Source organism: Streptomyces sp. NPDC059906, from assembly GCF_042730645.1.
Taxonomy (GTDB): Bacteria; Actinomycetota; Actinomycetes; order Streptomycetales; family Streptomycetaceae; genus Streptomyces; species Streptomyces rubrogriseus.
Map to the genome: position 1 here is coordinate 420,870 of NZ_JBHWKU010000003.1, position 15,221 is coordinate 436,090.

General features: G+C 71.8%; 14 protein-coding genes and 1 pseudogene. 11 read left to right on the forward strand and 4 right to left on the reverse strand.

Features of this window, described 5'->3' with window-relative positions; all coding sequences use genetic code 11:
- Window positions 1-104 precede the first annotated feature (104 nt).
- The 5 genes and pseudogenes from ACFV9J_RS07320 (at window position 105) to ACFV9J_RS07340 (ending at window position 4,779) form a co-directional block, all read left to right on the forward strand.
- A complete protein-coding gene (locus ACFV9J_RS07320; protein WP_385351109.1) occupies window positions 105-1,490 on the forward strand; it encodes an NADP-dependent succinic semialdehyde dehydrogenase in 1,386 nt (461 codons plus the stop codon).
- Between the two features lie 25 nt (window positions 1,491-1,515).
- The gene (locus ACFV9J_RS07325) at window positions 1,516-1,752 is read left to right on the forward strand and encodes a DUF6213 family protein (RefSeq protein WP_003977626.1); all 237 of its coding nucleotides are present in this window, start codon (window positions 1,516-1,518) and stop codon (window positions 1,750-1,752) included.
- Between the two features lie 146 nt (window positions 1,753-1,898).
- Window positions 1,899-3,038 (forward strand): annotated as a pseudogene (locus ACFV9J_RS07330) (type III polyketide synthase); the annotation flags it as partial.
- The gene (locus ACFV9J_RS07335; RefSeq protein ID WP_385351113.1) at window positions 3,035-4,249 is read left to right on the forward strand and encodes a cytochrome P450; all 1,215 of its coding nucleotides are present in this window, start codon (window positions 3,035-3,037) and stop codon (window positions 4,247-4,249) included. The pseudogene ACFV9J_RS07330 and the gene ACFV9J_RS07335, both read left to right, overlap by 4 nt.
- Window positions 4,246-4,779, forward strand: coding sequence for a cupin domain-containing protein (locus tag ACFV9J_RS07340; RefSeq protein ID WP_385351116.1), 534 nt, complete (start codon window positions 4,246-4,248; stop codon window positions 4,777-4,779). The genes ACFV9J_RS07335 and ACFV9J_RS07340 overlap by 4 nt, the downstream gene beginning before the upstream one ends.
- On the opposite strand, the gene ACFV9J_RS07345 is transcribed toward ACFV9J_RS07340, so the two are convergent.
- The gene (locus ACFV9J_RS07345) at window positions 4,776-6,005 is read right to left on the reverse strand and encodes an acyl-CoA dehydrogenase family protein (protein WP_385351119.1); all 1,230 of its coding nucleotides are present in this window, start codon (window positions 6,003-6,005) and stop codon (window positions 4,776-4,778) included. The two genes, ACFV9J_RS07340 and ACFV9J_RS07345, sit on opposite strands and share 4 nt — an antisense overlap.
- Before the next feature lie 170 nt (window positions 6,006-6,175).
- Between ACFV9J_RS07345 and ACFV9J_RS07350 the strand changes: the two genes are divergently transcribed.
- Window positions 6,176-6,832 (forward strand): TetR family transcriptional regulator, encoded by a 657-nt coding sequence (locus ACFV9J_RS07350; protein WP_030866111.1) that lies wholly within the window; start codon window positions 6,176-6,178, stop codon window positions 6,830-6,832.
- A 41-nt stretch (window positions 6,833-6,873) separates the two neighbouring features.
- On the opposite strand, the gene def is transcribed toward ACFV9J_RS07350, so the two are convergent.
- Window positions 6,874-7,413, reverse strand: coding sequence for a peptide deformylase (def, locus tag ACFV9J_RS07355; protein ID WP_385351122.1), 540 nt, complete (start codon window positions 7,411-7,413; stop codon window positions 6,874-6,876).
- A gap of 178 nt (window positions 7,414-7,591) precedes the next feature.
- Here def and ACFV9J_RS07360 point away from each other — a divergent pair, with 178 nt between their 5' ends.
- The 5 genes from ACFV9J_RS07360 (at window position 7,592) to ACFV9J_RS07380 (ending at window position 12,133) form a co-directional block, all read left to right on the forward strand.
- Window positions 7,592-8,830, forward strand: coding sequence for a MurT ligase domain-containing protein (locus tag ACFV9J_RS07360; protein ID WP_003977619.1), 1,239 nt, complete (start codon window positions 7,592-7,594; stop codon window positions 8,828-8,830).
- Between the two features lie 23 nt (window positions 8,831-8,853).
- Window positions 8,854-9,582 carry a type 1 glutamine amidotransferase gene (locus ACFV9J_RS07365; RefSeq protein WP_385351125.1) on the forward strand — a complete coding sequence of 243 codons (729 nt, stop codon included), beginning with the start codon at window positions 8,854-8,856 and terminating at the stop codon, window positions 9,580-9,582.
- A 165-nt stretch (window positions 9,583-9,747) separates the two neighbouring features.
- Window positions 9,748-10,773, forward strand: coding sequence for a 6-phosphofructokinase (locus tag ACFV9J_RS07370; RefSeq protein ID WP_159324688.1), 1,026 nt, complete (start codon window positions 9,748-9,750; stop codon window positions 10,771-10,773).
- A 195-nt stretch (window positions 10,774-10,968) separates the two neighbouring features.
- A complete protein-coding gene (locus ACFV9J_RS07375; RefSeq protein WP_385351128.1) occupies window positions 10,969-11,919 on the forward strand; it encodes a cytochrome c oxidase assembly protein in 951 nt (316 codons plus the stop codon).
- Window positions 11,920-11,962: 43 nt separating this feature from the next.
- The gene (locus ACFV9J_RS07380; RefSeq protein ID WP_016325678.1) at window positions 11,963-12,133 is read left to right on the forward strand and encodes a hypothetical protein; all 171 of its coding nucleotides are present in this window, start codon (window positions 11,963-11,965) and stop codon (window positions 12,131-12,133) included.
- Window positions 12,134-12,179: 46 nt separating this feature from the next.
- On the opposite strand, the gene ACFV9J_RS07385 is transcribed toward ACFV9J_RS07380, so the two are convergent.
- Window positions 12,180-13,385, reverse strand: coding sequence for a sensor histidine kinase (locus ACFV9J_RS07385; protein WP_385351345.1), 1,206 nt, complete (start codon window positions 13,383-13,385; stop codon window positions 12,180-12,182).
- 8 nt (window positions 13,386-13,393) lie between these two features.
- Window positions 13,394-15,199, reverse strand: a complete 1,806-nt coding sequence (locus ACFV9J_RS07390) for a cation acetate symporter (protein ID WP_385351132.1) — start codon at window positions 15,197-15,199, stop codon at window positions 13,394-13,396.
- Window positions 15,200-15,221 lie beyond the last annotated feature (22 nt).

Consider the following 15,221-nt stretch of genomic DNA (forward strand, 5'->3'; position numbering starts at 1 on the left):
GAGACACCACGAGGAACCACGAGGAACGACACGACCCGTCCGCGTTGCGGCACCTCACGCCGCGCGCCAAGGTCGAAGCACGAATGCACCCAGGGAGGTCGGCCATGCCCATCGCGACGGTGAACCCGGCGACCGGCGAGACGCTCAGGACGTACGAGGCCATGGGCGAGGAGGAGATCGAGCGCCGGATCGAGCTCGCGGAGGCCACCTTCCGCACCTACCGGACCACGGGGTTCTACGAGCGGGCCGGGCTGATGCGCCGCGCCGCCGATCTCCTCGAGGCCGATCAGAAGGAGATCGGGAAGGTCATCACCACGGAGATGGGCAAGCCGGTGAAGCAGGCCCGCGCCGAGGCGGCCAAGTGCGCCAAGGCGATGCGCTGGTACGCCGACCACGCGGCGGAGCTGCTGGCCGACGAGGAGCCCGCCGAGGCCGACGTGAAGGACTCCGGCGCCTCCCGTGCCCTGGTCCGCTACCGGCCGCTCGGCCCGGTGCTCGCGGTGATGCCGTGGAACTTCCCGCTCTGGCAGGTGATCAGGTTCGCGGCGCCCGCGCTGATGTCCGGCAACGTCGGGCTGCTCAAGCACGCCTCGAACGTGCCGCAGACGGCCCTGTACCTGGAGGACCTGTTCCACCGGGCGGGCTTCCCCGAGGGCTGCTTCCAGACCCTCCTCATCGGTTCCGCCCAGGTCGACGACATCCTGCGCGACGAACGGGTGCGGGCCGCCACCCTCACCGGCAGCGAGCCCGCGGGCCGCGCGGTGGCCTCCACCGCCGGGGAGATGATCAAGAAGACGGTGCTGGAGCTGGGCGGCAGCGACCCGTTCGTCGTCATGCCGTCCGCCGACGTCGAGCGGGCCGCCGCGGTGGCGGTGACCGCGCGCACCCAGAACGCCGGGCAGTCGTGCATCGCCGCCAAGCGGTTCATCGTGCACACGGACGTGTACGACGCCTTCGCCGAGCGCTTCACCGAGGGCATGCGGGCCCTGAAGGTCGGCGACCCGATGGACGAGGAGACCGAGGTCGGCCCGCTCTCCAGCGAGCAGGGCCGCAGCGACCTGGTGGAGCTGGTCGACGACGCGGTGCGCGGCGGCGCGAGCGTGCTGTGCGGCGGCGAACGCCCGGACGGGCCGGGCTGGTACTACCCGCCGACCGTCCTGGCGGACGTCACCCGCGAGCTGCGCATCCACCGCGAGGAGGCCTTCGGACCGGTCGCCACGCTCTACCGGGCGGCCGACCTGGACGAGGCGGTGCTGATCGCCAACGACACCGACTTCGGGCTCAGTTCGAACGTGTGGACGCGCGACGACGCGGACGTGGACCGTTTCGTCCGGGACCTGGAGGCGGGCGGCGTGTACGTGAACGGGATGACGGCGTCCCACCCGGCGTTCCCGTTCGGCGGGGTCAAGCGGTCGGGCTACGGGCGTGAGCTGTCCGGGCACGGAATCCGCGAGTTCTGCAACATCACCACCGTATGGCACGGAGCGTGAGCCTTCCGCGACTACGATCCCCTTTGTGAACCGCGAAGTGACCCTGCCTCTGATCGTCGACGACCGCGGCACGCTCCAGGTCGCCGCGTCCGACGTGAGCAAGCTGCTGCGCACGGTCGGCGGACGGTGGCTGCGGCTGGTGGAGACCGGCGAGGAGAGCCTGGACGAGGACACCGTCGCGGCCCTCACCATCGAGCTGGCCAAGCTGGCCGACCGGATCGACGTGGCGTGCATCGCCCACAGCAGCGGCCCCTCCTCCTGACGCCCGCCCCCGAGTCCCGAGCCGACGCCTTCCCCGAGACGGAGTAACCCGGCGAGAGATCACCGCCCCCGTGGGTGATCGTGGATGGGCACCCCTGAAAAGGTGCACCACTTCCGGCCGGGGGGCGCAAGCCTTCCACGAGGCGAAAGCAGGCACGGTTCATGGCGACTTTGTGCAGACCCTCGGTGTCCGTCCCGGAGCACGTGATCACGATGGAGGAGACGCTGGAGCTGGCGCGTCGGCGTCACACCGACCATCCTCAACTGCCGCTCGCGCTCCGGCTGATAGAGAACACCGGGGTCCGCACCCGGCACATCGTGCAGCCCATCGAGGACACGCTGGAACACCCCGGCTTCGAGGACCGCAACAAGGTCTACGAACGGGAGGCGAAGTCCCGTGTCCCGGCCGTGATCCAGCGTGCTCTGGACGACGCGGAGCTGCTCACCACCGACATCGACGTGATCATCTACGTCTCCTGCACGGGCTTCATGATGCCGTCGCTCACGGCGTGGCTGATCAACGAGATGGGTTTCGACAGCACCACGCGCCAGATACCCATCGCCCAGCTGGGCTGTGCGGCCGGCGGTGCCGCGATCAACCGCGCCCATGACTTCTGCACCGCCTACCCCGAGGCCAACGCGCTCATCGTGGCCTGCGAGTTCTGCTCGCTGTGCTACCAGCCGACCGACCTCGGCGTGGGCTCCCTGCTCTGCAACGGCCTCTTCGGCGACGGCATCGCCGCCGCGGTGGTCCGCGGCCGGGGCGGCACCGGAGTACGGCTGGAACGCAACGGCTCGTACCTGATCCCCAAGACCGAGGACTGGATCATGTACGACGTGAAGGCGACCGGTTTCCACTTCCTGCTGGACAAGCGGGTGCCGGCCACCATGGAGCCGCTCGCGCCGGCGCTCAAGGAGCTGGCGGGAGAGCACGGTTGGGACGCCGCCGACCTGGACTTCTACATCGTGCACGCGGGCGGCCCCCGGATCCTCGACGATCTCAGCAAGTACCTCCAGGTGGACCCGCACGCCTTCCGGTTCAGCCGGTCGACGCTCACCGAGTACGGCAACATCGCCAGCGCCGTCGTCCTGGACGCGCTGCGCCGGCTGTTCGACGAAGGGGGCGTCGCCGACGGGGCGCGCGGGCTGCTGGCCGGTTTCGGTCCGGGCATCACCGCCGAGATGTCCCTGGGCTGCTGGCAGACCGCGGACGTGCGGCGGGGCGTGCGACAGGACGTGACGCGGACCGCGGCACGGGGTGTGACGCGAAGTGTGAGGCAGCCATGAGCGACGAGACGATCTCCCCGGCCGTGCCTCCCGTCCGGGACTGGCCGGCCGTCGATCTGCCCGGCAGCCACTTCGACCCGGTGCTGACCGAGCTGATGCGCGAGGGACCCCTCACCCGGATCTCGCTGCCCAACGGCGAGGGCTGGGCCTGGCTCGTGACCCGCCACGACGACGTCCGCCTGGTCACCAACGACCCCCGGTTCGGGCGCGAGGCCGTCATGGACCGCCAGGTCACCCGGCTGGCCCCGCACTTCATCCCGGCGCGCGGCGCGGTCGGCTTCCTGGACCCCCCCGACCACACCCGGCTGCGCCGCTCGGTGGCCGCCGCCTTCACCGCGCGGGGCGTGGAGCGCGTACGCGAGCGGTCCCGGGGCATGCTCGACGAGCTGGTCGACGCCATGCTGCGGGCCGGTCCGCCCGCCGACCTCACCGAGGCGGTGCTGAGCCCGTTCCCCATCGCGGTGATCTGCGAGCTGATGGGTGTGCCGGCCACCGACCGGCACGCCATGCACACCTGGACCCAGCTGATCCTGTCCTCCTCGCACGGCGCCGAGGTCAGCGAGCGGGCCAAGAACGAGATGAACGCCTACTTCTCGGATCTCATCGGGCTCCGGTCCGACAGCGCGGGCGAGGACGTCACCTCGCTGCTGGGTGCCGCCGTGGGGCGGGACGAGATCACGCTGTCGGAGGCCGTCGGGCTCGCGGTGCTGCTCCAGATCGGCGGCGAGGCGGTCACCAACAACAGCGGGCAGCTGTTCCACCTGCTGCTGACCCGCCCGGAGCTGGCCGAGCGCCTGCGCTCCGAGCCGGAGATCCGCCCCCGGGCCATCGACGAGCTGCTGCGCTGGATCCCGCACCGCAACGCCGTGGGGCTGTCCCGGATCGCCCTGGAGGACGTGGAGATCAAGGGGGTGCGGATCCGCGCGGGCGACGCCGTCTACGTCTCGTACCTGGCGGCCAACCGCGACCCGGAGGTGTTCCCCGACCCGGACACCATCGACTTCGAGCGCTCCCCCAACCCGCACGTCTCCTTCGGCTTCGGCCCGCACTACTGCCCCGGCGGCATGCTGGCGCGGCTGGAGTCGGAGCTGCTCCTCGACGCGGTCCTGGACCGGGTGCCGGGAATGAAGCTCGCGGTGGCGCCCGAGGACGTGCCCTTCAAGAAGGGTGCGCTGATCCGCGGGCCCGAGGCCCTGCCGGTGACGTGGTGAGCGGCCTGGCCGCGGCGGCCGAGGGGCTGCTGGTGCCGCCCGGTCAGGGCAGGGTGGTGCAGGCGCCGGCCCAGCACGTGACCTTCAAGGTGACCGGTTCGCACTCGCGCATGGCGTCCACCTTCGAGGTGATCGTGCCGCCGGGGTTCGACGTCGGCGCCCATGTGCACACCCGCAGCGAGGAGCTGTTCTACGTGCTGGAGGGCGAGCTGGACGTGCTCGCCTTCGAGCCGCGGATCCGTACGCCGGACAGCTGGCGGAAGTGGGAGTCGGGTTCGGGCAACCGGGTGGTGCGCGCCACCCCGGGCACGGTCATCGTCGTACCCCCCGGCTGTCCGCACGCCTTCGCGAACCCGACGGGCGAGCCGGCCAAGATGTTCTTCCAGGCCAGCCCGCCCCCGGACCACGAGCGCTACTTCGAGGAACTGCTGGAGATCCTCGGAAACGGCGGCCCGCCGGACCACGAGGCGATCGAGGCGCTGCGGGCGAAGTACGACATCGAGCAGCTCACGCCGCTGCGACACGGCTAGCGGATCGGCATGCCGGCCAGCGTCCGCGCGATGACCAGCCGCTGGATCTCACTCGTGCCCTCGAAGATCGTGTAGATCGCCGAGTCCCGGTGCATGCGCTCCACCGGGTATTCCCGCGTGTAGCCGTTGCCGCCCAGGATCTGGACCGCCTGGGCGGTCACCTTCTTCGCGGTCTCGCTCGCGAAGAGCTTGGACATCGAGCCCTCGGCCGCCGTGAACGGCTTGCCGTTGATCGCCATCCAGGACGCCCGCCACACCAGCAGCCGGGCCGCGTCGATGGACGTGCGCATGTCGGCGAGCTGGAAGGCGACGCCCTGGTTGTCGATGATCGGGCGTCCGAACTGCTCCCGGGTCTGCGCGTACTCCAGCGCCACCTCGTACGCGGCCCGGGCCGTGCCCACCGCCATCGCGCCGACCGCCGGGCGGGACGCCTCGAAGGTGGCCATCGCCGCGTTCTTGACGCGCTCGCCGCCGCCCTTCTTGGCCTTCTCCCGGGCGCGGGCCAGGCGGGCGTCCAGCTTCTCCTTGCCGCCGAGCAGGCAGGAGCCGGGCACCCGCACGTTGTCGAGGACGACCTCGGCGGTGTGCGAGGCGCGGATGCCGTGCTTCTTGAACTTCTGGCCCTGGGACAGCCCCGGGGTGCCCGGCGGCACGATGAAGGAGGCGTGGCCCTTGGAGCCCAGCTCCGCGTCGACGACCGCGACGACGACGTGGACGTTGGCGATGCCGCCGTTGGTCGCCCAGGTCTTGGTGCCGTTGAGCACCCACTCGTCCTTCGCCTCGTCGTACACGGCACGCGTGCGCATGGAGGCGACGTCGGAGCCGGCGTCGGGCTCGGAGGAGCAGAAGGCGGCGACCTTGACGTCGTTGGCGTCGCCGTACATCTGCGGGATCCAGGTGCCGATCTGCTCCTCGGTGCCGTTGGCGAGGACGCCGACGGCGGCCAGACCGGTGCCGACGATCGACAGGGCGATGCCCGCGTCGCCCCAGAACAGCTCCTCCATCGCCATCGGGATGCCGAGGCCGGTGGAGTCGAAGTACTGCTGGGCGTAGAAGTCCAGGGAGTAGATGCCGACCTTGGCGGCCTCCTGGATGACCGGCCAGGGAGTCTCCTCGCGCTCGTCCCATTCGGCGGCCGCGGGGCGGATGACGTCGGCCGCGAAGCCGTGCAGCCAGTCCCGGACCTCCTTCTGTTCGTCGCTCAGCTCCATGGTGAACTCGGCCATGTCCCCTCCAGTGACGCCCGTGCATGTTACTTGCGGTAACACCGAGTGTGTTACCCACGGGTAAGAAAAGTCAACTCCCGGGACCCCCTCGCCCTCCCGTTCGAGGGCCCTCGTCCCGTGAGTGTTAGTTTGCGCAGGCGTCACCGAAACAGCACGGGTGGGGAGAGCACATGAACACCACGCAGCGGGCCGATCAGCAGACGTCCGCCGACCGCAGACGGCGCGAGCTGCTCGAGGCCGCCGACCGGGTGGTGCTGCGCGACGGTCCACACGCCTCGATGAACGCCATCGCCGCCGAGGCGGGCATCACCAAGCCGATCCTGTACCGCCACTTCGGCGACAAGGGCGGACTCTACGCCGCCCTCGCCGTCCGCCACACGGACGCCCTGCTCGCCTCGCTGCGGGCCGCCCTGGACGCCCCGGCCCAGCGTCGGCAGCGCGTCGAGGCCACCCTGGACACCTATCTGGCGGCCATCGAGGCCCGCCCGCAGGTGTACCGGTTCCTGATGCATCCGGCGGAGAGCGCCGGCACCCCGGGCGACCAGTCCGAGCAGGGCTTCGACGTCGGCAAGCACTCGGCGCCGCTGCTGCGCCGGATGGGCGAGGAGCTGGCCCAGGTCATCGAGGAGCGCCTAGACGTCGGGCCGGGCACCCAGCAGCTGGCCCGGGTCTGGGGGCACGGGATCGTCGGCATGATGCACGCCGCCGGGGACTGGTGGCTGGGTGAACGCCCCTGCCCCCGGGAGGAGTTGGTGCGCACCCTGGCCGACCTGCTGTGGGGCCGCCTCGCCGAGGCCGGCGACAAGGCGGGCGGTCCCGGGTTCTGAGCCCCGGCCCTGCGCGCCCCGGTCGGCGTCGGTGAGGGCACTCAGCGGTGCCAGGACGCCCGCGCCACCTGGCGCATCAGCTTCCGGTGCCGCCGGCCGGTCAGGCGATCGGCGTAGACCCGCCCCTCCAGGTGGTCGCACTCGTGCTGGAGGCACCGGGCGAAGAACCCCGTCCCCCGTACGGTGACCGGCTCACCGGCCACCGTGAATCCCGTCACCACCGCCTCGTCGTACCGCTCGGTCCCCGCCTCCAGGCCCGGCAGCGACAAGCAGCCCTCGGGACCGCGCAGCACCACCCCGCCGGTCTCCACCAGCCGGGGGTTCACCACGTGCCCGAGGTGCCGCTCGTCCTCGTCGTCCGGGCAGTCGTACACGAAGACGCGCAGCGCCTCGCCGATCTGGTTCGCGGCCAGGCCCACGCCGTGGGCGGCGTACATGGTCGCGAACAAGTCCTCCACGAGCGCCGCGAGTTGCGGACCGAAGTCCGTCACCTCCGCGCAGGGGGCGTGCAGGACGGGGTCGCCGAGGAGGCCGAGGGGACGGACGCGCCCGTGGGCGCCCGGGATGGAGCCTTGTCGCATGGCGGTCAGAGTAAGGTCCCTGTGTCCCCCGGCGGCACGCGCCCACCGCCGGAACCGGTGGCCGGTGCCGCGATTCGGGAGTGCGAATGGATCTCGATAGGCTGAGGTCCACACCACGTGGCCGTCAGGCTTCACAGGCTTCAGGCGCGGCGCGTACGGCAAGGAGGATCGAGAACTGATGGCAGGCAACTCGGACCCGCTCACGCCGCGGGCCAAGATCGCCGTGACCGCGGGCAAGGCGGTCGCGGCGGCATCGCGCGCCGCGGGGCGCGGCAGCGGTTCGGTGATCGGCGGCCGGGTCGCGCTGAAACTCGACCCCGACCTCCTCGGCCGGCTCGCCGGGCACCTGGACGTGACCCTGGTCTCGGCGACCAACGGCAAGACCACCACCACCCGGCTCATCGCCGAGGCGCTCAAGGCGGCCGGACCGGTCGTCTCCAACGCGCTCGGCGCCAACATGCCGGCCGGCATCACCTCGGCTCTCGCGGGCGGCGCGGACGCCCGCTACGGGGTCATCGAGGTCGACGAGAAGTACCTCGTCGGCGTCGCCCAGGCCACCGACCCGAAGTGCATCGCGCTGCTCAACCTCTCCCGCGACCAGCTGGACCGCGCCGCCGAGACCCGCATGCTCGCCGAGAACTGGCGCGAGGGCCTGGCCGGCTCGAAGGCCGTGGTCGTCGCCAACGCCGACGACCCGCTGGTGGTGTGGGCCGCGTCCTCCTCCCCGAACGTGATCTGGGTCGCCGCCGGGCAGATGTGGAAGGACGACGCCTGGTCCTGCCCGTCCTGCGGCGGTGTGATGCAGCGCCCCGGCGACGACTGGTTCTGCGGCGAGTGCGGCTTCCGCCGTCCCACACCGAGCTGGGCCCTGTCCGGCGACCACGTGCTCGACCCGCACGGCTCCGCCTGGCCCATCCACCTCCAGCTGCCGGGCCGCGCCAACAAGGCCAACGCCGCCTCCTCGGCCGCCGTCGCCGCCGTCTTCGGGGTGCCGCCCCAGGTCGCCCTGGAGCGCATGTACCAGGTGCAGGCGGTCGCCGGACGCTACGACGTCGTCCAGTTCCAGGGCCGCGACCTGCGCCTGCTGCTCGCCAAGAACCCGGCGGGCTGGCTGGAGACCTTCTCCCTGATCGACCCGCCGCCGGCCCCGGTGATCCTCTCGGTGAACGCGCGCGGCGCCGACGGCACCGACACCTCCTGGCTGTGGGACGTGGACTACACCCGGCTGTCCGGACACCCGATCTGCGTGGTCGGCGACCGGAAGCTGGACCTCGCGGTGCGCCTGGAGGTAGCGAACCAGCAGTTCCAGGTGTGCGAGGACCTCGACCAGGCGGTGCAGCTGTGCCCGCCGGGACGCATCGAGGTCATCGCGAACTACACCGCCTTCCAGGACCTGCGCCGCCGCGTCGGCAACTGACCGCGAGACTTCAGGGGATTTTCGTGAGCGACAACCAACTGCGGATCGTCTGGATCTACCCGGACCTGCTCAGCACCTACGGCGACCAGGGCAACGCCCTCGTCGTGGAGCGCCGGGCCCGCCAGCGCGGCCTCGACGTGGCCCGGCTCGACGTACGCAGCGACCAGCCGATCCCGACCTCCGGCGACATCTACCTGGTCGGCGGCGGCGAGGACCGGCCGCAGCGGCTCGCGGCCGAGCGGCTGCGCCGCGACGGCGGCCTGTACCGGGCGGTGGAGAACGGCGCGATCGTCTTCTCGGTCTGCGCCGGCTACCAGATCCTGGGCCACGAGTTCATCAACGACCTCGGCCAGCGCGAGCCGGGCCTCGGCCTGCTCGACGTGGTCTCCACCCGCGGCGACGGCGCGCGGTGCGTCGGCGACGTCCTCGGCGACATCGACCCGCGCCTCGGCCTGCCCCCGCTGACCGGCTTCGAGAACCACCAGGGCGTCACCCACGTCGGACCCAACGCCCGCCCGCTCGCCCAGGTCCGCTTCGGCAACGGCAACGGCACGGGGGACGGCACGGAGGGCGCGTACAACGACACGGTCTTCGGCACCTACATGCACGGCCCCGTGCTGGCCCGCAACCCGCAGATCGCGGACCTGCTGCTCAAGCTGGCCCTCGACGTGAACGCACTGCCGCCGACCGACGACCGCTGGTACGAGGCGCTCCGCAACGAGCGCATCGCGGCGGCGCAGCAGCCTGCCTGACCTTCTGGGGCGGGCCCGTCTGATGACTCGTCCGCACAGGTGAGCGGGCACGTCCAGTAGGCGGACGCACGGTTCGGTCCCGCCCCCCGATGCCGCTAGGGTGGCGGGGATCGAGCCGGACAGCGCGGTCCGGACCCGTGCCACGTTGAGAAGGTATTTCGGGCTATGCGCATTGGTGTCCTCACGTCCGGCGGCGACTGCCCCGGCCTGAACGCCGTCATCCGGTCCGTCGTGCACCGCGCCGTCGTCGACCACGGCGACGAGGTCATCGGTTTCCGGGACGGCTGGAAGGGCCTCCTGGAGTGCGACTACCTCAAGCTCGACCTCGACGCGGTCAGCGGCATCCTGGCGCGCGGCGGCACCATCCTCGGCTCCTCCCGGGTCCGTCCCGAGCACCTGCGGGACGGCGTGGAGCGGGCCCGGGGACACGTCGAGGAACTCGGCCTCGACGCGATCATCCCGATCGGCGGCGAGGGCACCCTGAAGGCGGCCCGGCTGCTGTCCGACAACGGCCTGCCGATCGTGGGCGTGCCGAAGACCATCGACAACGACATAGCGGTCACCGACGTCACGTTCGGCTTCGACACGGCGGTCACCGTCGCCACCGAGGCCCTGGACCGGCTGAAGACCACCGCCGAGTCGCACCAGCGGGTGCTGATCGTCGAGGTCATGGGCCGGCACACCGGCTGGATCGCCCTGCACTCGGGCATGGCCGCGGGTGCGCACGCCGTCGTCGTCCCGGAGCGGCCCTTCGACATCGACGAGCTGACCGCGAAGGTCGGGGAGCGTTTCTCCGCGGGCAAGCGGTTCGCGATCGTGGTGGCGGCGGAGGGCGCCAAGCCGAAGGCCGGGACCATGGACTTCGACGAGGGCGGCAAGGACGTCTACGGCCACGAGCGCTTCGCCGGGATCGCCCGCCAGCTCTCCATCGAGCTGGAGGAGCGGCTCGGCAAGGAGGCCCGGCCGGTGATACTCGGGCACGTCCAGCGCGGCGGCACGCCGACGGCGTACGACCGGGTGCTGGCGACGCGGTTCGGGTGGCACGCGGTGGAGGCGGTGCACCGTGGGGAGTTCGGGAAGATGACGGCCCTGCGCGGGACGGACATCGAGATGGTGTCGCTGGCCGACGCGGTGGAGTCTTTGAAGACGGTGCCGGATGCGCGGTACGCGGAGGCGGAGTGTGTTCTTTGACCGCTCGGTCAGAACTCGGCCCTTGAGCTGATTCGCGGTCTGCGGGCCGCTTGTGGCTTGTCGCGCAGTTCCCCGCGCCCCTGACGGGCGCGTTTCACCGCCCCCGGTCGAAGATGTCGCCGGGGGCGGTTCTACGCTTGCTTCGGACAAGCGGCGTGCAAACGCGCTCAACCCCCATGAAACAGGAGCGGGCGGATGGATCACAGCGGGCACGGCATGACGATGGATCTGCCGCCGTTCACGCTGGGGCGGGGGCTCGCCTGGTCGGCGGATCCCTTCTTCCTGATCGCCTGCCTCCTGGGACTGGCGCTGTACGGGTGGGGCGTCGTGCGTCTGGTGCGGCGCGGTGACAAGTGGCCGGTCGGCCGCACCGTGGCGTTCGTGGCCGGTGTACTGAGCATCGCGCTGATGATGTGCACCAAGCTGAACGACTACGGCATGGTCATGTTCAGCGTGCACATGGTGCAGCACATGGTGATCAGCATGGTGTCGCCGATCCTGCTGCTGCTCGGCGCCCCGATCACGCTGGCCCTGCGCGCACTGCCCCCGGCGGGCCGTGGCCGCAAGGGTCCCCGTGAGCTGCTGCTGATGCTCCTGCACAGCCGCTACATGCGGATCATCACGCACCCGGCGTTCACCATTCCGCTGTTCATCGCCAGCCTGTACGCGCTGTACTTCACGCCGCTCTTCGACACCCTGATGGGCTCGCAGGCCGGGCACATCGGGATGATGGTGCACTTCCTCGCCGTGGGTGTGGTGTTCTTCTGGCCGATCATGGGCGTGGACCCCGGCCCGCACCGGCCGGGCTATCTGATGCGGATGCTGGAGCTGTTCGCGGGCATGCCGTTCCACGCGTTCTTCGGCATCGCGCTGATGATGGCCTCCTCCCCGATGGTCGAGACGTTCAAGAACCCGCCCGCCTCGCTCGGCATCGACGCCCTCTCCGACCAGAACGCGGCCGGGGGCATCGCCTGGGCCTTCAGCGAGGTCCCGTCCGTGCTGGTGCTGCTCGCGCTGCTCTTCCAGTGGTACGCCTCCGAGGAGCGCCAGGCCCGGCGCAGCGACCGGGCCGCCGACCGCGACGGCGACAAGGAGCTGGCGGCGTACAACGCCTACCTGGCCTCACTGAACACACGCGGCGGCTGAACGGGGCACCATGGAGGGCAACGGACACGAGGAGGGTGTTGCGATGCCCGGTTCCACGGACAGTTCGACGAAGACGATGGGGGCGCTCACCATCGGCGGCCTCGTCGCGGTGACGGCGTACACGGTGGCGCTCGGGAGCAACGGCTGGCTGTGGTTCGGCTGGGTCGTGCTCGGTCTGATCACCCTGGGGCTGGTGGCCACGCGCAGCGCCTGAGCCCCGCGCGGGGCGCCCCCGTCACTCGGCGGGCCGGCTCGGTCACTCAGTCGCGACCGAGCCGGCCCGCCGAGTGCACGCCCGGCTGGTACTTCGGCAGCCGGACCGTGATCTTCATGCCCGCGCCGACGGCCGTCTCGATGACGAGGCCGTGGTCGTCTCCGTAGACCTGGCGGAGGCGGTCGTCGACGTTGGACAGCCCGATGCCGCCCGACGGGCTGACCTCGCGCGCGAGGATGCGGCGCAGCAGGCCGGGGTCCATGCCGGCGCCGTCGTCCTCGATGACGACCAGGGCCTCGGCGCCCGCGTCCTGGGCGGTGATCTGGATGCGGCACCGGTCCGCCTTGCCCTCCAGGCCGTGCTTGACGGCGTTCTCCACCAGTGGCTGGAGGCAGAGGAAGGGCAGCGCGACCGGCAGCACCTCGGGGGCGACCTGGAGGGTGACGGCGAGCCGGTCGCCGAAGCGGGCCCGCACGAGCGCCAGGTAGTGGTCGATGGCGTGCAGCTCGTCGGCGAGGGTGGTGAAGTCGCCGTGCCTGCGGAACGAGTAGCGGGTGAAGTCGGCGAACTCCAGGAGCAGCTCGCGGGCGCGCTCGGGGTCGGTGCGCACGAAGGACGCGATGACCGCGAGCGAGTTGAAGATGAAGTGCGGGGAGATCTGGGCGCGCAGTGCCTTGATCTCGGCCTCGATGAGCCGGGTGCGGGACTGGTCGAGGTCGGCCAGCTCCAGCTGGACGGAGACCCAGCGGGCCACCTCCCCGGCGGCGCGGACCAGGACGGCCGACTCGCGGGGCGCGCAGGCGACGAGGGCGCCGTGCACCCGGTCGTCGACGGTGAGCGGGGCGACGACGGCCCAGCGCACCGTGCAGTCCGGGGTGTCGCAGGAGAGCCGGAAGGCCTCGCCGCGGCCGGTGCTCAGGGGTCCCGCGAGGCGTTCCATGATCTCGGTGCGGTGGTGGTTGCCCACGCCGTCCCAGACCAAGACCTTTTCGAGGTCCGTCAGACACAGCGCGTCCGTGCCCAGCAGGGAGCGCAGCTTGCGGGCCGACTTCCCGGCGGTCTCCTCGGTCAGGCCCGCCCGCAGCGGGGGCGTGGCCAGGGACGCGGTGTGCAGGGTCTGGAAGGTGGCGTGCTCGACCGGGGTGCCCAGGCCGCCGAGGTTCTGCGGGCGGGCCGTGCGCCGCCCCAGCCAGAATCCGGCGGCCAGCAGCGGGAGCAGGGCCACGGCGAGACCCGCCAGGAAGCCGCCCACGGAGCCGCTCACCGCGTCGGCTCCTCACGCACATCGCGCACCTCGCGCACCTCGCGCAGGTCGGCCGCCGCCTCCAGACCGTCCGTACGCAGGTCGTCCGTGCGCAGTTCCTCCGTGTGCAGCTCCTCCGGCAGGTGGAAGCGGGCCAGGATCGCCGCCGTCCCGGCCGGTACCCGGCCCGGGGTGGCGAGGGACACCAGCACCATGGTGAGGAAGCCCAGCGGCACCGACCACAGGGCGGGCCAGGCCAGCAGCGCGTGCAGGGACCCCCCGCCGCCCGGGAAGCCGCCCATCGTGGCGGCCACGGCGAGCAGTGCGGAACCGCCGCCCACCAGCATCCCGGCGGCCGCGCCCGGCGGTGTCAGCCGCCGCCACCAGATGCCGAGGACGAGGAGCGGGCAGAAGGAGGAGGCGGACACCGCGAAGGCGAGGCCCACGGCGTCGGCGACCGGCAGCCCGCCGACCAGCGCGCTCGCCGCCAGCGGCACGGCCATGGCGAGCAGGGTGCCGAGCCGGAAGTGCGGCACCGCGCGGGACGGCAGCACGTCCTGGGTGAGGACGCCCGCGACGGCCATGGTGAGCCCCGACGCGGTGGACAGGAACGCGGCGAAGGCGCCGCCCGCCACCAGCGCGCCGAGCAGGTCGCCGCCCACTCCCCCGATCACCCGGTCGGGCAGCAGCAGGACCGCGGCGTCGGCGTCCCCGGTGAGGGTCAGCTCGGGGGCGTAGAGGCGGCCGAGGGCGCCGTAGAGGGGCGGCAGCAGGTAGAAGGCGCCGATGAGGCCGAGCACGGCGACGGTGGTGCGGCGGGCGGCGACGCCGGTCGGGCTGGTGTAGAAGCGCACCACGACGTGCGGCAGGCCCATGGTGCCCAGGAAGGTGGCGAGGATCAGGCCGTACGTGGCGTACAGCGGGCGTTCCGTGCGGCTCTCGGCCCGGGAGGGGGACAGGGCGTCGTCGGCGCCGCGTCCGGCGGCCGGGACGGGGGTGTGCGCGGCGAAGGTGAGGCGGGCGCCGGCCTCGATGCGGTGGGTGCCCGCGGGCAGCGCGACGCGGTCGCCGTCGTGGGCGCGGCCGTCCACGGTGCCGTCGACGGTGACGGTCAGCGGCTCCTCCAGCTTGAGGGTGAGACTGTCGTCGACCCGCACGGAACGCTGCTCCCGGAAGGTGGCGGGTTCGTCGAAGGGGCGGCCGGGGGCGCCGTCGCCCTGCCAGGCCAGCACCAGGAAGAGGGCGGGGACGAGCAGGGCGGTGAGTTTGAGCCAGAACTGGAAGGCCTGGACGAAGGTGATGCTGCGCATGCCGCCGGCGGCCACGATCGCGGTGACGACGACGGCGACGATCACCCCGCCCAGCCAGTCGGGCGCCCCGCTGAGCACCGTCAGCGTCAGCCCGGCGCCCTGGAGCTGGGGCAGCAGGTACAGCCAGCCGACCCCGACGACGAAGGCCCCGGCGAGCCGCCGCACCCCCTGGGAGGCGAGCCGGGCCTCGGCGAAGTCGGGCAGCGTGTAGGCGCCCGAGCGGCGCAGCGGGGCCGCGACGAACAGGAGCAGGACGAGGTAGCCGGCGGTGTAGCCGACCGGGTACCAGAGCATGTCGGGCCCCTGGACGAGGACCAGTCCCGCGATGCCGAGGAAGGACGCGGCGGAGAGGTACTCGCCGCTGATGGCGGCGGCGTTGAGGCGGGGGCCGACGGTGCGGGAGGCGACGTAGAAGTCGGAGGTGGTGCGGGAGATGCGCAGCCCGAAGGCGCCGACGAGGACGGTGGCCACGACGACGAGGGCGACGGCGGGTATGGCGTAGCTGGAGTTCATGGTGCCTGCACGGCCTCGTCCG